16 protein-coding genes are annotated in these 19178 nt (G+C 43.5%); 11 read left to right on the top strand and 5 right to left on the bottom strand.

The genetic code is table 11. The annotated features are described in order from the left end of the window. Window positions 1-24 precede the first annotated feature (24 nt). Window positions 25-966 carry a precorrin-2 dehydrogenase/sirohydrochlorin ferrochelatase family protein gene (locus tag HKI82_RS09950; RefSeq protein ID WP_102942111.1) on the bottom strand — a complete coding sequence of 314 codons (942 nt, stop codon included), beginning with the start codon at window positions 964-966 and terminating at the stop codon, window positions 25-27. A gap of 458 nt (window positions 967-1424) precedes the next feature. On the opposite strand from HKI82_RS09950, the gene HKI82_RS09945 reads away from it, so the two are divergent. From HKI82_RS09945 to HKI82_RS09920, 6 genes are all read left to right on the top strand, one after another. Next, window positions 1425-2453, top strand: a complete 1029-nt coding sequence (locus HKI82_RS09945) for an amino acid ABC transporter substrate-binding protein (RefSeq protein WP_102942110.1) — start codon at window positions 1425-1427, stop codon at window positions 2451-2453. 68 nt (window positions 2454-2521) lie between these two features. After that, window positions 2522-3727 (top strand): amino acid ABC transporter permease, encoded by a 1206-nt coding sequence (locus tag HKI82_RS09940; protein WP_102942109.1) that lies wholly within the window; start codon window positions 2522-2524, stop codon window positions 3725-3727. A gap of 1 nt (window position 3728) precedes the next feature. Beyond that, window positions 3729-4826: an amino acid ABC transporter permease gene (locus HKI82_RS09935; protein WP_102942108.1), complete on the top strand. Its 1098-nt coding sequence runs from the start codon at window positions 3729-3731 to the stop codon at window positions 4824-4826. Between the two features lie 22 nt (window positions 4827-4848). Then, on the top strand, window positions 4849-5604 hold the full coding sequence (locus HKI82_RS09930) for an amino acid ABC transporter ATP-binding protein (protein ID WP_102942107.1): 756 nt from the start codon (window positions 4849-4851) through the stop codon (window positions 5602-5604). Window positions 5605-5914: 310 nt separating this feature from the next. Further along, on the top strand, window positions 5915-6583 hold the full coding sequence (locus tag HKI82_RS09925) for a Bax inhibitor-1/YccA family protein (RefSeq protein WP_102942106.1): 669 nt from the start codon (window positions 5915-5917) through the stop codon (window positions 6581-6583). Window positions 6584-6705: 122 nt separating this feature from the next. Next, window positions 6706-7035, top strand: coding sequence for a TusE/DsrC/DsvC family sulfur relay protein (locus HKI82_RS09920; protein WP_102942105.1), 330 nt, complete (start codon window positions 6706-6708; stop codon window positions 7033-7035). Window positions 7036-7093: 58 nt separating this feature from the next. Here HKI82_RS09920 and yccX read toward each other — a convergent pair whose 3' ends face one another. Further along, the gene (gene yccX, locus HKI82_RS09915; RefSeq protein ID WP_102942104.1) at window positions 7094-7369 is read right to left on the bottom strand and encodes an acylphosphatase; all 276 of its coding nucleotides are present in this window, start codon (window positions 7367-7369) and stop codon (window positions 7094-7096) included. Between the two features lie 222 nt (window positions 7370-7591). Here yccX and HKI82_RS09910 point away from each other — a divergent pair, with 222 nt between their 5' ends. Further along, window positions 7592-8785 (top strand): class I SAM-dependent methyltransferase, encoded by a 1194-nt coding sequence (locus HKI82_RS09910; RefSeq protein WP_171137893.1) that lies wholly within the window; start codon window positions 7592-7594, stop codon window positions 8783-8785. Between the two features lie 61 nt (window positions 8786-8846). On the opposite strand, the gene HKI82_RS09905 is transcribed toward HKI82_RS09910, so the two are convergent. Continuing rightward, window positions 8847-11744, bottom strand: a complete 2898-nt coding sequence (locus HKI82_RS09905) for a ligand-binding sensor domain-containing protein (protein ID WP_240956692.1) — start codon at window positions 11742-11744, stop codon at window positions 8847-8849. Between the two features lie 688 nt (window positions 11745-12432). Between HKI82_RS09905 and HKI82_RS09900 the strand changes: the two genes are divergently transcribed. Next, window positions 12433-13602, top strand: a complete 1170-nt coding sequence (locus HKI82_RS09900; protein ID WP_171137892.1) for a diguanylate cyclase — start codon at window positions 12433-12435, stop codon at window positions 13600-13602. 68 nt (window positions 13603-13670) lie between these two features. On the opposite strand, the gene HKI82_RS09895 is transcribed toward HKI82_RS09900, so the two are convergent. Together HKI82_RS09895 and HKI82_RS09890 are read right to left on the bottom strand one after the other, a co-directional pair. Next, a complete protein-coding gene (locus HKI82_RS09895; RefSeq protein ID WP_240956691.1) occupies window positions 13671-14510 on the bottom strand; it encodes a DUF5718 family protein in 840 nt (279 codons plus the stop codon). A 15-nt stretch (window positions 14511-14525) separates the two neighbouring features. Continuing rightward, window positions 14526-15170 (bottom strand): TetR/AcrR family transcriptional regulator, encoded by a 645-nt coding sequence (locus HKI82_RS09890; RefSeq protein ID WP_171137891.1) that lies wholly within the window; start codon window positions 15168-15170, stop codon window positions 14526-14528. A 261-nt stretch (window positions 15171-15431) separates the two neighbouring features. On the opposite strand from HKI82_RS09890, the gene HKI82_RS09885 reads away from it, so the two are divergent. From HKI82_RS09885 to HKI82_RS09875, 3 genes are read left to right on the top strand one after another with little or no spacing between them, the layout of a single operon-like run. Continuing rightward, complete coding sequence (locus HKI82_RS09885) at window positions 15432-16961, top strand: ABC transporter ATP-binding protein (RefSeq protein WP_171137890.1); 1530 nt, start codon at window positions 15432-15434, stop codon at window positions 16959-16961. Further along, window positions 16954-18060 carry an ABC transporter permease gene (locus HKI82_RS09880; RefSeq protein WP_171137889.1) on the top strand — a complete coding sequence of 369 codons (1107 nt, stop codon included), beginning with the start codon at window positions 16954-16956 and terminating at the stop codon, window positions 18058-18060. Before HKI82_RS09885 ends, HKI82_RS09880 begins: the two co-directional genes overlap by 8 nt. Beyond that, window positions 18060-18989 carry an ABC transporter permease gene (locus HKI82_RS09875; protein ID WP_102942098.1) on the top strand — a complete coding sequence of 310 codons (930 nt, stop codon included), beginning with the start codon at window positions 18060-18062 and terminating at the stop codon, window positions 18987-18989. The genes HKI82_RS09880 and HKI82_RS09875 overlap by 1 nt, the downstream gene beginning before the upstream one ends. Window positions 18990-19178 lie beyond the last annotated feature (189 nt).

The following is a 19178-nucleotide window of genomic DNA, read 5'->3' as shown; positions in this document are numbered from 1 at the left end:
ATAAGCTTATCCGTGCCTACTCGGCTATTTCTTTTCGCTGCCCGGCTTTATCACTCTTTGTTGACTGTGTAACAAAGAAAACTCTTGGGTTAGCTGAGAGACTAAGACACAAATTCGTTGTCTGTCCTGTTTCGCCTGTTTTAAACGCTCGCCCAATTGAGCGGGGCTTGGAAACTCTTCCCTTTCTGCATCTCGGCGACAAAGATCAATCACATCATATGAACAGCCTTTCTCAAACAACACCAACTCAGCCTGTTGCATATATCGCATCGCTTTCATTGGCAGAAGTTCAACGTCGGAACCGTATTCTATCCATGTGACGTCACCGAGGTTTTCGACATCTTTTTCCAAAGCTGTGCGGTATAAAACTTCCAACTGCTCACGCGAAGTTGCGTCTTTCACTTCTCTGATAGCAAAAAACATTTCCCAAAACTTGCGACGTAGATCAACTGTTGGCAGACGCTCTTTAATCGAAGTTCGTTTAGAAGCACCAAACTCTGCGAGTAGACCTAAATTTTGCGGCAATACCGACTCCAAAGTTTCACGAACATTGCGCACAAGCACGGGTGACGCGCCTCCGCTCGAAATTGCTATTTGAATTCGACCTCGATTTATCATCGAAGGGGTGATGAAATCGCAATAGGGTAAATCGTCCACCACATTGACTAAAACACCAATATTTTTTGCATCTTTATGCACCTGATGGTTGAGGTCGGGGTTATCTGTGGTCGCCCATACCTGCACGAAGCGATTGCTTAAAACACTGGGTGAGTAGAAGTTCTGTATCCACTCGCATTTGCCTTGTTCTACAAGCGTATACAGGTACTGTTCGATCTGAGGGGAAACGATAGTAACACGAGCACCAGCGCGTAAAAGTGCATCAATTTTACGGCATGCAACCTCGCCTCCGCCAACGACTAAAACAGCTTTATTTGATAGATCCAGAAACAGAGGAAAATATTGCATTTAAATTTCATCACAATGTAAATAACTATTCGGTAATGCTAACAAAAAAGGTGCAAGAAAATCACTAGCCAATACTCATCAAATAATTAATGACTAAATTTTAATCCTTTTTTAGATGATCATGTAAGTTTCATTCGTTAACAGCATGTTAATATATTAAACATTCAGTCAATTATCCCGAAGACATCCTGTTGCACCAAGGCTGAGCCTAGTTGCACTATTTACATTGGAACAACATTTAGCCATTCTAAACGAAGCTTAGGTATGTGATTTCCCTCGAAAGTCTATTTAAATTATGTATTTGAGAAATCCAGAATTTATATCTACGCTTTAAAAGCCTGATGAGTAAGCACCTAAAAAGTGCAAGCCTGTTAGGCTACTAACTATAAAACACAACATATATAAAGCTTGTATCAGGTGTCACCTGGTCAAACATGGATCATACAGGAAGGATACAAATGGCGAATAAACTCACACTTCTTGCCACAGTTGTAGCGGCATCTTCTGCCTTTGCAGCGACTTCAGCTTCAGCAGCAGAAAGTACTTTAGATAAAGTTATGGCTGCTGGTGTTTTGTCATGTGGTGTAAGTACAGGTCTACCTGGCTTTTCTAACCCTAACTCAAAAGGCGAATGGGAAGGGATTGACGTAGAATACTGTCAAGCAGTTGCTGCTGCAGTTCTTGGCGACAAAACTAAAGTTAAATACGTACCGCTTACTGCTAAAGAACGTTTCACAGCTCTACAATCTGGTGAAATTGATGTTTTGTCTCGCAACACAACATGGACGTTACAACGTGATACAGCACTTGGTTTGAACTTCGTTGGTGTGAACTACTACGATGGCCAAGGCTTCATGGTTAAGAAAGACCTAGGCATTTCAAGCGCTAAAGAACTTGACGGTGCTTCAGTATGTGTTCAGTCAGGTACAACAACTGAACTAAACCTAGCTGACTACTTCCGTGCAAGCGGCATGAGCTACAAGCCAGTTGTATTCGATACAGCGGCACAAACATCAAAAGGTTTCGACTCTGGTCGTTGTGACGTTCTAACTACTGACCAATCAGGTCTATACGCACTACGTCTGAACTTAACCGATCCAAATTCAGCAGTCGTACTTCCAGAAATCATCTCTAAAGAGCCTCTAGGCCCAGTTGTTCGTCAAGACGACGACAAATGGTTCAACATTGCTAAATGGACTTTAAACGCGATGATCAACGCTGAAGAGTATGGCATCACGTCTAAAAATGCAGACGAAATGCTGAAGTCTGACAACCCAGAAATCAAACGTATTCTTGGTGTTGACGGTCCAAAAGGTTCAGGTCTAGGCATTCGTGATGACTGGAGCTACCAAGTTGTTAAACAAGTTGGTAACTACGGTGAAAGCTTTGAACGTACAGTAGGTAAAGGCTCTCCACTACAAATTGCACGTGGTGTAAACGCATTATGGAATGCGGGTGGCTTTATGTACGCTCCACCTATCCGTTAATAGATATCTCATTGAAATGGGCGGTCTAGGCCGCCCTTTGTCTAAATGGATAAAGAGGTTATCGCTGTATGAAGCCTACAACTAATTCAGTGCAAATGTCAGAGTCAGCTCCGACTAAAAGCACAAATCTTCTTTATAATCCCACTTTCCGCTCTATCGTTTTTCAGTTCGTAGCACTTGCTGCTCTCGCTTTATTCTTTTATACGATAATAAACAACGCACTGAACAACCTTAGCGCCCGCGGTATCGCAACTGGTTTTGATTTTCTTAGCCAACCTGCTGGTTTTGGGATTGGTTTGAGCTTGATTGAGTATAACGAAACCTTTTCGTACGGTCGTACGTTCGTGGTGGGTTTGCTTAACACAGCTCTTGTTTCATTCTTGGGTATTATCTTTGCAACCGTTATCGGTTTCATTTTGGGTATCGCCCGTCTCTCCTCAAACTGGCTAGTGAGTCGTCTAGCGGCCGTTTATATCGAGACTTTCCGAAATATTCCTCTACTTCTACAGATCTTTTTCTGGTACGTAGCAGTGCTTCAAGCACTACCGTCCGCGAGAGATAGTATGAGTCTGGGCGAAGCTATATTTCTGAACGTTCGAGGTCTTTATTTCCCAGCGCCCGTTTTTGAAGCTGGAAGCGGCATTGTTGTTGCCTGCTTCATCATTGGTGTCATTGCGACAATTAGCGTGGGAATTTGGGCTAAAAATAAACAGCGGTTGACGGGTCAACAAACACCTATGTTCCGTATTGGCCTAGGCTTGAGTGTTGGTTTTCCGCTGGTTGTGTATTTCATTATGGGCATGCCGATTTCTGCGGAATACCCAGTATTGAAAGGATTCAACTTCAAAGGTGGTATCAGTATTATTCCTGAACTCGCGGCATTGCTGTTAGCTCTCAGTATCTATACAGCTTCCTTTATTGCTGAAATTGTTCGTTCTGGTATCAATGCAGTTAGCCATGGTCAAACTGAAGCGGCGATGTCTTTGGGACTTCCTCGTTCTAAAACTTTGAAACTGGTGGTTATTCCTCAAGCATTGCGAATCATCATTCCGCCTCTAACCAGCCAATTCTTGAACTTAACCAAAAACTCATCACTTGCAATGGCGATTGGTTATCCAGACTTAGTTTCTGTGTTTGCTGGTACAACGTTGAACCAGACTGGTCAGGCAATCGAAATCATTGCAATGACCATGGGTGTTTACTTAACACTTAGCTTGCTCACATCACTATTTATGAACATTTACAACCACAAAGTAGCATTGGTGGAGAGATAAGATGAAAGTACATCAATTTCAACCAAGTCTCCCGCCGCCAGAAAATACCACTGGTGTCGTTGGCTGGTTTAAAAAGAACCTGTTTAACAGTCCGGCAAACTCCATAGTTACTGTCATTCTGGCCTATTTCGCCTTTATGGGACTTTGGAACGTTCTCGATTGGGCGTTTATTAACGCTGACTGGGTGGGAACCACTCGTGATGCTTGTAGCCGTGAAGGGGCTTGTTGGGTATTTATCAGTGTACGTTGGCAACAATACATGTACGGTTTCTACCCAGAAGCGGAGCTTTGGCGCCCTCGCCTGTTCTTCATTACCTTGGCCATGTTTGTCGCTGCGATTGCTTACGATAAAACACCGAAAAGAACTTGGATCTGGCTGTTTTTCGTCAACATCTATCCATTCCTAATCGCTGGTTTGTTATACGGTGGTGTGTTTGGTTTAGAAGTCGTAGAGACACACAAATGGGGTGGCTTGTTAGTTACGCTGATCATTGCGCTAGTCGGTATTGTTGTATCTCTGCCAATCGGTGTGGTTCTGGCTTTGGGGCGTCGTTCCAACATGCCAATCATCCGCAGCCTATGTACTGTATACATCGAGGTTTGGCGTGGTGTTCCACTCATCACCGTTCTGTTCATGGCTTCGGTAATGTTACCTCTGTTCTTATCTGAAGGTTCAGAAACAGACAAGCTTATCCGAGCGCTTATCGGTGTGGTGATGTTCAGCTCAGCCTACATGGCAGAAGTTATTCGTGGTGGTTTGCAGGCGATTCCTAAAGGTCAGTATGAAGCGGCTGACGCACTAGGTCTTTCGTACTGGAAGAAAATGGGTTTAATCATTCTTCCTCAAGCACTCAAAATCACTATTCCATCGATCGTAAACACATTTATTGGCCTGTTTAAAGATACCAGTCTGGTTCTGATTATCGGTATGTTTGACGTACTTGGTATTGGTCAATCAGCAAACACCGACCCTGAATGGTTAGGTTTTGCTACAGAAAGTTACGTATTTGTCGCGTTAGTGTTCTGGGTGTTCTGTTTCAGCATGTCGAGATATTCGATTTGGCTAGAAAACAAACTCCATACCGGTCACAAACGATAAACAATAATTCAGGGAACGTATTATGACGCAACAAACTGCAGAAGATTTCATGATTCAAATTAAGAACATGAACAAATGGTATGGTGAGTTTCACGTACTAAAAAACATCAACCTGGATGTTAAAAAAGGCGAAAAAATCGTTATTTGTGGCCCTTCAGGCTCGGGCAAATCAACCATGATTCGTTGTATTAACCACTTGGAAGAACACCAGAAAGGTCAGATTCTAGTGGCAGGTACAGAGCTTACTGAAGACTTAAAGAACATCGAAGCGGTGCGCCGCGAAGTCGGTATGTGTTTCCAGCACTTTAACCTCTTCCCTCACCTAACGGTTTTAGAGAACTGTACGCTTGCTCCTATTTGGGTAAAGAAAATGCCTAAAGACGAAGCTGAAGCGATTGCAATGAAGTATTTGAAGCGCGTTAAGATTCCAGACCAAGCAGACAAATACCCAGGTCAGCTTTCTGGTGGTCAACAACAACGTGTAGCTATTGCTCGTTCTCTTTGTATGAACCCACAAGTGATGTTGTTCGATGAACCAACATCAGCACTTGACCCAGAAATGGTTCGCGAAGTACTAGACGTAATGGTTGAACTTGCTGGTGAAGGTATGACCATGCTTTGTGTAACTCACGAAATGGGTTTTGCAAAAGAGGTCGCTGACCGAGTGATCTTCATGGATGCCGGTGAAATCATTGAGGAAAACAATCCGAAAGATTTCTTTGAAAATCCTCAATCTGATCGCACACAGAACTTCTTAGCGCAGATTCTTCATCACTAATGTTGTATCGGTAAACCGTGTGAATCATGCATAATTTGAAGAGGCGATATCATCGCCTCTTTTTCTTTTGTAACTAATGGTTTATTTCAACAATAACTTACAAAAATATGAATGATTTAGTGTTAGTATTGACCCAGATATAAACTTAGATGAACGGAAATATTGTGTTACAACTTGTCACGCTTATTTAAACCGTTTTTGTTTATTATTTTTAATGTCAGTACAAGGCAGAGGCTTGAAAAACGGAACTATTAGCCTCATTAATGTCTATATAAACAAGAAACACCTTTCAATGAGGAAGAGTAAAAGTATGAACACTCCAATGTATTCTCGTTCTGCAAGTGGATTAAGCACACTTGAGATAAACAAAACGCTGAAGAACACTTATTTCCTACTGTCGATGACGCTAGTGACAAGTGCTATCGCAGCTGTAGTGACAATGGCGATGGGTATCTCACCAATCATGGCGCTTGTAATGCAAGTAGCAGCAATCGGTGTTCTATTCTTCGCTCTACCTAAAGCAATCAACTCATCTATGGGTATTGTTTGGACATTCGTGTTCACAACTCTAATGGGTGGTGCTCTGGGCCCGATGCTTAACTACTACGCAGCAATTCCAAACGGTCCATCTATTATTGCTCAAGCTCTTGGTTTGACAGGTATGGTGTTCCTAGGTCTTTCTGCATATACAGTAAGCACTAAAAAAGACTTCTCATTCATGCGCAACTTCCTAGTTGCTGGCCTAATCATTGTTATCGTTGCAGCAATCATCAACATCTTTGTTGGTTCTACAATGGGTCAACTAGCAATTAGCAGCATGTCAGCACTCGTGTTCTCTGGTTTCATTCTGTTCGATACTAGCCGTATTGTGCGCGGTGAAGAGACTAACTACGTTAGCGCAACAATCTCTATGTACCTGAACATTCTGAACCTGTTCACTAGCCTACTAAGCATCCTAGGCATCATGAATGACGACTAATAAGTCTTCAAACTGATTGATTATAAGAGCCCGAGATTTTCTCGGGCTTTTTTCTTCTTGAGCAAAGCCACGCCCTTCGCTACCCTATGCGCAATTAGTTAAGCAACTCACTGTTAAACGCAATGTTTGAATACAACGGAAACACAATCGAAACCGACGCACAAGGCTATCTGCTTAATTCAACGGAATGGGTTGAAGGCATGATGGACATTTTGGCTGAGCAAGAAGGCATTCAACTAACTGATGCACATATTGAAGTGGTACTTTTTGTTCGCAAGTTCTATGAAGAGTTCAACACATCCCCAGCGATTCGCATGCTGGTAAAAGCGATGGAAAAAGAACACGGCCCTGAAAAAGGCAGCAGTAAGTATCTTTTTAAACTGTTCCCTAAAGGTCCGGCAAAACAGGCAACAAAAATAGCAGGTTTACCAAAACCGGCTAAGTGTCTTTAATCTTTCATTGAGTATCTCTTTCTGTAGGTCTCGCTTATCAGACTAAGCATATATAGGCCTACAGAATTTCAAATCCGCGGTAACTTTTCTCAATCGTACAGGTTGTGCGCACGATTTTATCGACTGACGCCGTTCTTGGCCCCTCTTTTAGCCATTCGTAAAATTCATCAACGTGCTCAACTGGGCCACACGCGATTACCTCTACATCCCCATTGTTCAAATTTTTAGCGTAACCCGTTAATCCAAGCTTTAATCCCTGATGAGAAGTGTGATAGCGAAACCCTACCCCTTGAACTACACCGGAAACAATAAATTTGTCGCACTTTGTCGTCATTCGAAATCATCCCTATTTATCGACTTACTTTAAGGATAGCCAATAGTTAGCTCATTGTTTTATCTAGCACTCACTATTGGATAATGATCTTATTTTCGAAACCAAGTTCATTTGAAATTAGACGCCGCTCACTCGATAACGAACATCATCAAGTCGAGTTGCTTTTCAAGCTCAGTTCCACGACAATACCCGACCTTTTCTATCATTCTTCAGAGTAGAGCAATGACTTCTGCAATCTATTTGGTCAAAGGCCGCGATAAATCATTACGTCGTAAACACCCATGGGTTTTCTCCCGTGGCATTCAACGCATCGAAGGTGAACCAAGTTTAGGTGAAACCGTAGATGTCTATTCAAACGACGGTCAGTGGTTAGCTAAAGCCGCCTACTCTCCGCATTCGCAAATTCGTGCTCGTGTTTGGAGCGTCGAGAAAGAAGAGATTGATAGCGCATTTTTCGTCAAACGAATTCAACAAGCGCAAATGCTTCGTGACGATTTCATCGAGCGTGACGGCCTAACTGGCTATCGCTTAATTGCAGCGGAATCAGATGGCCTACCTGGTATCACTATCGACAAATACGATAACTACCTTGTATGCCAGCTTCTGAGCGCAGGAGCCGAGTACCAGAAAGAAACGTTAGTTGAAGCCCTGAACACCTGTTTCCCTGAATGCCATATTTATGAGCGTTCTGACGTTGCTGTGCGTAAAAAAGAAGGCTTGGAAGAACGTGTTGGTATTCTTCATGGTGAATTACCACCGAAGTCTGTTGTGATCGAAGAAAACGGCATCAAAATTAATGTCGATATCGTTAACGGCCATAAGACGGGTTTCTACCTTGACCAACGTGATAGCCGCTTCCAGTCAATGAAATATGTGAAAGACAAAGAAGTTCTTAACTGCTTCTCTTACACCGGTGGATTTGGCTTATACGCACTGAAAGGTGGAGCAAAACGCGTCATCAATGCCGATGTTTCTCAGCCTGCTCTTGATACAGCCAAATTTAATGCAGAGCTAAACGAATTTGATATCTCGAAAAAACGTGCCGTATTCCTAAACGCAGACGTGTTCAAGTTGCTTCGCGAATATCGCGATCAAGGTACTCTGTTTGATGTGGTTATCATGGATCCACCAAAGTTCGCCGAGTCAAAAGCGCAACTGAACGGTGCATGTCGTGGTTACAAAGACATCAACATGCTAGCGATGCAAATTCTAAAGCCGGGCGGTACTCTGCTGACTTACTCATGCTCAGGTTTAATGGATCAAGCCCTGTTCCAAAAGATCATTGCAGATGCCGCTTTGGATGCTGGTCGTGATGTGAAGTTCGTAGAGCGTTTCGAACAAGCCGCAGACCACCCGACAGATACTGCGTATCCAGAAGGTTTCTATCTTAAAGGGTTTGCTTGTAAGGTTTTCTAATAACGCTAAACAAATAAGACTCCATGTAAAACGGTCGCTAATTGTGACCGTTTCTATTTCTTTAAACGCTTATTCTCTCAACTTTGTTTCGACCATTTCGTTTTGCTTTCAGTAACGCATGATCCGCGAGTTTCAGCAGGTCTTCGTAATCTGAAAGATATTCACTACTTGAAACTCCGATACTCACGGTGATTTTTAACTGCGAAGCCACGTTGTCAAAACTGTGCGCTTCGATTGCCGAACGTAAACGTTCTAAATAGTCGTCTGATTGATGAGTATCACTGACAAACAAGAGGGTAAACTCTTCCCCACCCCATCTGGCCAGCAATGTATCTGACTCAATATGACGTTTCAGAACATCAACCACTTCAACAATGGCGTGATCACCCACTAAATGTGAATATTTGTCATTGATATGTTTAAAGTGGTCGATATCCAGTACAGCCAGTTGCAATATATCGCCGCTTTCTCTCGCCTTATCGAACAGTTCTTTAAGCTTTAAGTCAAATGCTCTTCGGTTAGCTAAGCCTGTTAAGTCATCTTCATGGGACAGTTTTTCAAACATGGTCGCCTGAGACCGCAGCTCATGCGTTTGCAGTTCAACCTGCTGCTTCAGACGAAGCTCACTGCGCTTCAAACTCTGAATACGCCAGAATACGCCGGACCCGATCAGCGCCAGTAACGAAAGAATGATAAAAACGATCACTTCTTTTCGCTGCCAGAAAAGAGGCTCAACATCAAACTCATAAAGCGCTCTGGCTTCAGTCCAGTTACCATAAGGATAACGAGCGCTGACCAAAAACTTGTAATGACCGGGACGTAAATTAGTGAACTCTGCGCTACGAGAATTTCTGCGCTCAGACCACGTGTTATCGAAACCTTCTAACTTAGTACGATATTGTATCCGTTCAGACATAACATAACCCAAACCGACATAGTTAATTGACACTCTGCTCGTTCCGGCTGGCACAATAGGTGTCGCTTCTGGGTTGATAAAATTCGAATCAAAACGCACAGACTGCAACACCAACGGCAGCGGATTGCTACTTAAAGTGTGAAGCCTATTGGGATGGATAGAAGCCACACCTTTCGCTGTCGCGATATAGATTGAACCACTGCTGAGTTTTGCAGAAGCAGGGTTTGAACCACCATTGGCCTGGCTACTGGCCATACCGTCAGTTTCATCAAAGTGCTCGAAAACAATGCTTGATTCATTACCGTCGGCTACTTCATGAGCTCTAGCTGCATTGATCTTCCAGATACCTCTATTGCTCGACAGCCAAAAGTAACCATCGTCATCCTTTTGAATCTGAAAAAACTTATCGATTGGCAATCCTTGAGGACGCCCAACAAGCGCTGTAGATTGGTCAGACAAACGATAGCGGACGATACCCCTGTCTGTCGCAACCCACACATATCCGGGTTCAATATAAAAACCAAAGGCATATTGAGCCTGTTCTAGTTGGTCTAACTCCAAATTTTCGAACTTGTCGTTATCCCAATAGCCAACGCCCACTCCGGTACCAACCCAAGTATGCCCCAACTCATCTTCAGCCAGTGCCATGACATAATCGTCACTCAGGCCATTCTGCTGAGTAAAGTGTTGCATTGCACCGTCAGGTTGTTTCTTCACCACGCCAAACGGAGTTCCGATCCAAAGGTTGTGTTTGCTGTCTTCTAAAATTGCTCTAACTTCGTTAGTCGGCAAACCGTCTTTATCAGTCAGAATCGGCTCAATCGCACCGTTATTCCATTTCATCAGACCATTCTGATAAGTACCAACCCAAGCACCACCATCTGACGCGTTGGCCAAACTCAATACCGATAAGGACACATCACCATTTATTGCAGGTGCTGCATAACTTTGCTTGAGAATACTTAAACCATTGCTTGAACCGACTAATAGCGTATCGTCGGCAATAGGTAAAACAGTACGGACATAATTGCCGACTAAACCTTTATCTTGAGTAATCGACATAAAGGGTGCATTACGAAGGCGAATCAAACCTCCGTTTGTCCCAACCCAGATGCTGTTCTCAATATCCTGATACCAAGAGAGCACACGGTTGTTCGGTAAGCCTTTACTGGCATCCAAAAACTCAAGAGTATTATCCGATAAACGCGCTAAGCCTTTATTGATGGTTCCCAACCAGATGTTTCCAGCAGAATCCTGCTCCACAACTGTGACAACCGTCACATCAATTCTCGGATCAATCAGAGAGAGTTCTTTTCCGTCATAGCGCCAAGCACCACGGTTTGTTCCTAGAAGAAGATCACCGTTATGAGCCAACGAAAGGTAATACACTTTATCAAACTGAGTAGTTTCAATTCTCGTAGAGGAATGCTCAGAAAATTGGTACAAGCCTTTCTCAGTACCAGCAAAAACCTCATTCGCACTGTTTTTGATCAGTCTGTAAGCGCTGATATTTTCTAGTATCCAGACACTCTCTCCATAGGAACCGTCTGCATTTTTTTGCCTGCGTACAACGCCCTGACCTTCTATTGCCAGCCATTGATTGCCAGAGTGATCAATCAGTACATGGTTGACCATGCTCGGAGCCGCTGGCTGAGAATGCCAAGTAAAGCCCGTTCTGAAGCTTAAGCTTCCTCTCGCGCCTCCCACCCATAACGAGTTGTTTTGGTCGGAAACTAAGGCTCGAGTGCCAGAATCAAGCATATGTGTAATAGGGCCACGGTCGAAAAGTCTAAACTCCAAACCGTTATATCTTGCAACACCTTCCCATGTAGCAAACCAAAGATATCCATCCTGAGTTTGAGCAATTGCATTAATACTGTTATGAGGTAAACCGTCTGTAGAGGTCCAAGTATCAACGTAGTAATCAGAGAGTGAGTTGGGCGTCATAAGGCTCGCTTTTGCCCAAGCAAAGACAGGCAAAAACATTGGTAAAACAATGTAGATAACAAAGCGGCTGACAGAAAAATATTGGGAAGAGATCATTTAACGTTTTACTTCCTTGTCTAGTAACGTTAATCACATCACAATTAATAATGATTCACTCACTAAATATCACCATGCTTAATAAAAAATGTCTATGAGAAGATACTGATACAGTTGCGAATCTCACGAATGTACTGGTCAGGAATCAGCCATATACGCATCAATACCGCATTTCCCTCTCTCGAACCTTAATAAAGAGGTCAAAAACGATATCGGTATTTCTACCGAATAGGTTGTGTTACCCAAATTACGAACCCTGATACTTATAAGAAGCTAAGGTAAACCACAAATTATTTACGAGTTACTTCACATATATTTGCTCAAACTGTATATTTCATTCACACCAAAAATATTTTTTGGTCAGTAATTGATGCATTTATATAAATAGAACTATAAATATATTTGTAGCCTAAAAGTTATTTTTGCTACTTGGTCGTTTTCGTTCGACGACGTATGCATAAAAGATAAGTTACTCAGCTGTTCAATACTCTGGATACATAACTACGTGTCATATAACAAGAAAACAGATTTCATTTTTGCCTTAATTTCCATTGCTTTTTTTGCAATTGCCACGCCAATTTCAATAGCGATAAAAAACCATTATGTCGGTTTAGAATCAAAAAAAGTGGAAATGGTTGTTGCTAGCAACATATCTCTGGTGCGCTCCAACTTTGAAGCATCCATTTTTATGGATACTTTTCTCGCAGACAGTTTGGCAACCTTAGTCACCATGGATCCGGAAACTGCGTTTAAGAAGTGGCACATTGTCGCCAACCAGCTTTTGAGTAAATCTCAGTACGTGCGAAATGTAACAGCGTCACCAAACAACATTATTACCTATATCTATCCGCTGGAAGGGAACGAGTCTGCATTAGGGGTTGATTTGTCACGCATTCCGGAACAATACAAAGCCATACAAATAGCAAAGCAAAATCAACACGTTTATATCGATGGCCCAGTCAATCTTGTCCAAGGTGGTCAAGGGCTGATAGCCCGCTATCCCATTTATTCGGATTTCCCATACAACAAAGCCTACTGGGGCACAGTAAGTGTGGTGATTGATTACGATAAGTTGATGACATTTAGCGGCTTATACGACCTTGACAACGCTGAAGTTGCAATTAGAAACGTTACCAATACCCCAAAGTTGTTATATGGCAAGATAGAAACCTTTGATAAGCCAGACATTCAACACTTCATCAACTTACCCTACGGGCGCTGGCAGCTAGTAGCCAAATATAAGCTGAGTGACAGTGCTCATCTTACATTCATCGAACGTGCGATCATCTCAATTGAGATTTTCGCTGTAATGCTTATTTACGCACTGTTTTTCTTAATATATAGAAACTATAAAACCATTCAAAAGGCCGCTATGCAGGATGAGTTAACTCATCTTCCAAACCGACGTTACGTGAATAAGTTACTAAAAAAAATGTCTGTTCGAAGGGAGAGCAACCACTTTTTTACCCTGTTAAGCGTCGATGTTAATGACTTTAAATTAGTGAACGACAATTTTGGACATGACGTTGGGGACAGGTTTTTGCAGTTCATCAGCATGCAGTTGAAGGAAAATGTTCGCACTACAGACACTGTAGCTAGAATCGGCGGTGATGAGTTCCTTATCATTTTGGACAACATCTACCTGCCTGAAAAAGTGCACAAGGTCACTCAATCGATTAAAGACAAAATCGAAAATGAACCTTTCATCCACAACAACAAGCAAATTAACCCAAGTTTGAGTATTGGTTACGCGATCTATAACGATAAAAACATCGATATTGATACGCTAATAACCAAAGCTGACCACGCTATGTATCTCAACAAAAACGCCAATGCGTTTACTAAAACAAGCCTTTAACACACATATAAAACCGGCTTATCTTTTCAGATAAGCCGTTACACCAGTCTACTTCCACGAAGACGTTTTTATTGGCACTCTTGCCACAGCACCACGTGATTACGTTTCAACTGCAGCACTTCTCCACGCTCAACAAACGACTGGATCTCTTCAAGATCAATTCGTGTCGAGTCATATAACACCGCGCAAACTTTGTCTTTTGCACCAAGTTGATGGCTTTCACCGAATGGTGTGTAGCGAGAAGAGCCAAGTGATACCAAAATACGTTCGGGATAACCCGCCTGATCTAATAACTCTTGAATAGAATGCAAAGCACCTTCGTTTTTCTGTGCATTGCTCTGACTGACTAGCCACGCGATCAACTGCTCATAACTGTAGCTGTAATCACCCAATGAAACATCATTACAGCACAGGTTCCACTGTTCATTTCTGCCAAGAAAGCTGCAAAAGCGATACTTATCCAAGTCAGCATTTTTACTGAAGTCTGCAAGTGGAATAACTTTACTTGCAATACCTTTAGACGCGGCGCCCCAGTTCTTCTTCTGAGCCAACTTATCTACCACAGCATTGCGGTGAGTTGCATCATTAAACAAAGTCATCCCTTCCGCTTCAAAGCCAAGAACTGAGGTGCCCAAATATTGTACCTTGGCAATAAGCGCAATTTCAGGTTCCATTTGTACTTTCGCTGAGGGATCGCTAGGTAACATCAGAACGTCAAATGAATACGGATTCACGTTCAGATACGCATCACTAGCACCAGCAACATAAAACGGAAATAGCGCCTGCGGGCTTTGTGTATCAACGCTTCCCTGTAAGCCCTTTTCTTCACCTGTTTGTTGCAGATGTCCTGCAAAATTTCCTGCTATTCCAATACCAAAGATAGGTATTTCAAACATTGGCTGACTCAAGTTTCCCTCACTTCCTTATGACGTTGTTACCGCTAAACCGCGGATAATGATGTTGACCAAAAAATTCTCTGCATCTTCAAATTCGCTTTCTGACATAGATGAACCTTTGATCAACTGAATCTCAGTATCAAAATCTGCATAGAATTGGGTTGAACTCCAAATCATAAACAGCAGATACAATGGCTCGACTGGTCGAATCAATCCTTTGTATACCCATGTCTGAATTACTGATGCTTTACCTGCGGCCCACTCCACGACAGGGAACTGGATTTCGTCCCGAATATTCGGCGCTCCTTGAATGATCTCCTGTGCAAAGATCTTCGACTCCTGCGGATGTGTGCGGCTGTAACGCATCTTGCCAACAATATAATTGCGCAAAACCACCTCTGGCGGCATATTGGCAGCGTCTTCTGAAAACCCCTCATTCCATAAATTCAAAATGTCTCGCAGCAACGCCTTATACAGTCCTGTTTTCGACTTAAAGTAATACAGAATGTTCGCTTTGGGTAAGTTGACTCTGTCCGCTATTGCCTGAACCGACGTTCCTTTATATCCGTGTTTTACAAATTCATCTGCTGCCGCTTGCAGGATTAGCGTTTCGTTACGCCTGCGTATTTCCCCAGAAATAGAACGCTTGTGATGCGCAAGTTCAGTATCCAAAAGAACTCCTTTCGATTTAGGCTTATATTTAAAGTAATCAATGGATAGCCCGTTGTTGTCAAGTGTCTATTTTTTGCACCATTTTCAACACTCTGCACCAATATAAAGCGACACAAAGGTGAGCTCTCAATGCTAAGCCTTACGCTTGTTGATGTTGAACACTTGGTCAGGTTTTTGCATTTGGCTTTTATAAATTCAATAGAAGAACAAATAATTAAACAAAAATAGCCGTAAAAATAATTGGAAAGGAATCTGCTCAACATGGACACACCACTACTCGAGCTGTGGAACATCAGTAAGTTCTTCCCCGGCGTCGTGGCGAATGACAAAGTGAATTTGAAACTCCATCAAGGAGAGATCCTTGCTCTGTTAGGGGAAAACGGCGCAGGAAAATCAACGCTGGTAAAAATGATCTATGGCGTTAATAGCCCAAGTGAAGGGGCGATTTTGTGGAATAACCACGAAGTCACTATCGGCTCGCCAAACCAAGCAAGAGCAATGGGTATCGGCATGGTGTTTCAACACTTTTCCGTTTTCGAAACACTCACCGTACTGGAAAACATTCAACTGGGTTTGGACAAGGAATTTCTCGACTCAGTTTCGGATTTACGCAAACTTATCATCGTCAAAAGTGAACAATACAAACTGCATGTAGACCCAGACAGATATGTGCACAGTCTGAGTATCGGAGAGCGGCAGCGTGTTGAAATACTTCGTTGTTTAATTCAGGACGTCAAACTACTGATCCTCGATGAGCCTACTTCAGTGCTTGCTCCTCAAGAAATCGAAGGCTTATTTGAAGTGCTGAACCAACTTTCTAGCGAAGGTTGCGCCATTTTATTCATCAGCCACAAGCTGAAAGAAGTCACCTCTTTATGCCATCGTGCTGTGATTTTGCGTGGCGGAAAAGTTACGGGTGAATGCGACCCGAGCCAAGAGACGCCAAACTCAATTGCACGAATGATGGTGGGTGATGAAACCCAATTATCGGAAATCTACCCAAAAACCGAAACCAGCGATGTCATTTTGCAAACAAACAATCTGACACTCTCTCCTTCTCACCCTTTCGGTTGTGGTCTAGAGAAAGTAAATCTGCAACTTCGCGCTGGCGAAATCTTCGGTCTCGCAGGTGTTGCTGGTAACGGTCAGGAAGATTTGCTTGCGGTACTCAGTGGTGAAGACACGCGTAGCAACGCAGACAGCATTCAGTGGCGGGAGATCAACATTGGTGATTGGGACGCAGGTAAACGACGCGAGCTTGGCCTTGCCTACGTGCCAGCAAACCGACTTGGTCAGGGAGCCGTTCCCGAAATGAGTTTGGAAGAAAACACCCTACTCACTCACTCTCGTGCTCTAAGCTCTCGCGGTGTCATTAACTTTCCTAAGCTCAAACAACTTTCCAAGCAGCTTATCAGCAACAACCAAGTGAAATGCCGCAATGAAAACTCTCAAGCGAAAAGCCTTTCAGGCGGTAATTTACAGAAGTTTATTATGGGACGTGAAGTCGCTCAGCAACCCAAAGTTATTATTTGTGCACATCCAACATGGGGCGTGGACATCGGTGCTGCGAGTGCCATTCACCGTCAGCTTATCGCATTGCGCGATGCTGGCACAGCGGTTCTGGTTGTCTCTGAAGATATCGACGAACTGTTTATTTTGTGTGACCGCCTAGCCGCGATTTATGAAGGCCAAGTCTCAGACGCAGTCAAAACCAGCAATACCTCTATCGATCAAATTGGGGAATGGATAGCCGGTGGTTTCGTTTCTCATGTGGAGGTCGCAAATGCTTAAGGTCCAACCTCGTTTAGAAAGCTCTAAGATGATGTCTTGGCTTTCTCCATTCATCGCTGTAGCACTGACTATGGCGGTATCCAGCCTGATGTTTGTCTGGTTGGATGTTGATCCAATCAAAGCCTTCCAAGTATTTGTTCTGATGCCATTTTCAGACAGCTACAACTTAGGCGAACTACTGGTGAAGTCCGCACCACTGATGTTGTGTGCGATCGGTTTGGCACTATGTTACAGAGCGAACATGTGGAACATTGGTGCTGAAGGCCAACTCTTAATCGGTGCAGTAGCCAGTAGTGCCGTAGCGGTAACTGCTACTGACGATTCCGGCTTTGGTACTTTCCTGCTGACCGTTGGTGCGGGTGTTATCGCAGGTGCATTATGGGCAGGTATTCCCACTTGGCTAAACCGCCGTTTTCATACCAATATCATTCTTACCACCATCATGCTTAACTACATTGGCTTGTATATCCTTCTTTGGGCGGTACATGGCCCTCTGCGTGATCCTTCTGGCTTTGGTTTCCCAGAATCAGTCGTTTTTGTTGATGCGGTAATCATGTCACCATTGATGGAATCTGGGCGCGCAACAATGTCGATTGTGATTGCTGTCATTGTGGCAATAGCTTCAGGCTGGATGCTGTTCAAAACACTGCCAGGTTTTAAACTTCGCGTAATGGGTTCAGAGCGTGCCGCTGCAAAATACGCGGGCTTTTCCGAAAACAAATTGGTCTGGGGCGTAATGTTGTTCGCGGGTGCAATGGCAGGATTTGCTGGCGCTGCTGAAGTGATGGGACCAATTGGTCAGCTTGTTCCTTCGGTGTCACCCGGTTATGGCTATGCTGCGATTATTGTTGCTTATCTTGGTCGCTTGAATCCAATAGGCGTAATTATCGCTGCCCTGTTTATGGGTGCCCTTTACATGGGAAGCGACCTAGCACAGATTGAACTGAATTTGCCTACTGCCGTCACTGGTTTGTTCCAAGGCACTTTGCTCTTCTTCTTATTAGCGTGTGATTTTTTAATCTACTACCGATTCGTGCCGAATCGTGCTTTAAGCAAGAAAACCGCTAGTTCACTGGTTAATGAGAAAGGAGCCGCATAATGGATGCAATGCTAATTCAGTCGCTGTTTATCGCGGCACTAAAAACAGGTACCCCTTTGCTTATCATCGCTTTGGGCGAGTTAATTTGTGAGAAGACTGGGGTACTTAACCTTGGTCAGGAAGGCATGATGCTGATGGGCGCAATGGCCGGTTTTGCTGGCGCTATGGTTTCGGGCAGCTTGCTGGTTGGCGTCTTGGTTGCCATGTTCGCAGGCATGATGATGGCTTGGTTATTTGGTGTATTAACGCTCACACTTAGCTCAAATCAGGTGGCTACAGGTTTAGCACTGACCATCTTTGGCACAGGGCTTAGTGCGTTCTTAGGCGGAAGCTTAGTCGGCAGCACCATTCAAGGGTTTAAGCCTATCGCGATTCCCTTACTCAGTGATATTCCATTCTTTGGTCCGTTGCTGTTTAACCATGACATCTTGGTGTACGCGAGTTTTATTCTTGTCGGCACAGCTTGGTGGACACTGCACAAAACACGTATTGGTCTTGTTATTCGCGCCGTAGGTGAAAACCCGCACTCAGCGAACGCATTAGGTATTAAAGTGATTAAAGTTCGTTACATGGTCACATTGCTTGGCGGAGCCTTAGCAGGTCTTGCAGGAGCTTACATGTCGTTATCGTATACACCGATGTGGATGGAAAACATGACCGCGGGGCGCGGATGGATCGCGTTAGCACTGGTTGTGTTTGCTTCCTGGCGCATTGGTTATCTGGTGTTGGGTGCATACTTATTCGGTTTTACTTCCATCATGCATTTGATGATGCAGGGAGCAGGAATCGACATCTCTCCTAACCTGCTCGCGATGACCCCATATGTAGCAACGGTCGTTGTCATGGTTTTACTGAGCTCGAATGAGTTGCGCCAGAAACTGGCAACACCAATGAGTTTAGGCAAACCGTTCGACCCTAAACGTCAATAACAACAGATACAATTAAGCCCGCTTTTGCGGGCTTTTTGTTTGCTATATCTCTGCATTTGTCAGAAAAGGCTTCTCTATTTAGCTGTATTTCCCCAAGCTTTTCAGTCCACGCTTGCGCATCAAAATGGTGCATTTTGTATACATGTAAGCACCATTGTAAAACATCCACTTAAAGTTAATTTCCCATCA

It is taken from the genome of Vibrio plantisponsor (genome assembly GCF_013041605.1).
Lineage (GTDB): Bacteria > Pseudomonadota > Gammaproteobacteria > Enterobacterales > Vibrionaceae > Vibrio > Vibrio plantisponsor.
Note: the sequence above shows the minus strand (reverse complement) of the source record. Positions and strands in the feature narration are given on the sequence as shown.

What these genes read in the sequence shown, in the direction of transcription:
- HKI82_RS09950 (WP_102942111.1), bottom strand. Translation starts at nt 966, where the DNA reads ATGCAATATTTTCCTCTGTTTCTGGATCTATCAAATAAAGCTGTTTTA.
- HKI82_RS09945 (WP_102942110.1), top strand. Translation starts at nt 1,425, where the DNA reads ATGGCGAATAAACTCACACTTCTTGCCACAGTTGTAGCGGCATCTTCT.
- HKI82_RS09940 (WP_102942109.1), top strand. Translation starts at nt 2,522, where the DNA reads ATGAAGCCTACAACTAATTCAGTGCAAATGTCAGAGTCAGCTCCGACT.
- HKI82_RS09935 (WP_102942108.1), top strand. Translation starts at nt 3,729, where the DNA reads ATGAAAGTACATCAATTTCAACCAAGTCTCCCGCCGCCAGAAAATACC.
- HKI82_RS09930 (WP_102942107.1), top strand. Translation starts at nt 4,849, where the DNA reads ATGACGCAACAAACTGCAGAAGATTTCATGATTCAAATTAAGAACATG.
- HKI82_RS09925 (WP_102942106.1), top strand. Translation starts at nt 5,915, where the DNA reads ATGAACACTCCAATGTATTCTCGTTCTGCAAGTGGATTAAGCACACTT.
- HKI82_RS09920 (WP_102942105.1), top strand. Translation starts at nt 6,706, where the DNA reads ATGTTTGAATACAACGGAAACACAATCGAAACCGACGCACAAGGCTAT.
- yccX (WP_102942104.1), bottom strand. Translation starts at nt 7,369, where the DNA reads ATGACGACAAAGTGCGACAAATTTATTGTTTCCGGTGTAGTTCAAGGG.
- HKI82_RS09910 (WP_171137893.1), top strand. Translation starts at nt 7,592, where the DNA reads ATGACTTCTGCAATCTATTTGGTCAAAGGCCGCGATAAATCATTACGT.
- HKI82_RS09905 (WP_240956692.1), bottom strand. Translation starts at nt 11,744, where the DNA reads ATGATCTCTTCCCAATATTTTTCTGTCAGCCGCTTTGTTATCTACATT.
- HKI82_RS09900 (WP_171137892.1), top strand. Translation starts at nt 12,433, where the DNA reads ATGGATACTTTTCTCGCAGACAGTTTGGCAACCTTAGTCACCATGGAT.
- HKI82_RS09885 (WP_171137890.1), top strand. Translation starts at nt 15,432, where the DNA reads ATGGACACACCACTACTCGAGCTGTGGAACATCAGTAAGTTCTTCCCC.
- HKI82_RS09880 (WP_171137889.1), top strand. Translation starts at nt 16,954, where the DNA reads ATGCTTAAGGTCCAACCTCGTTTAGAAAGCTCTAAGATGATGTCTTGG.
- HKI82_RS09875 (WP_102942098.1), top strand. Translation starts at nt 18,060, where the DNA reads ATGGATGCAATGCTAATTCAGTCGCTGTTTATCGCGGCACTAAAAACA.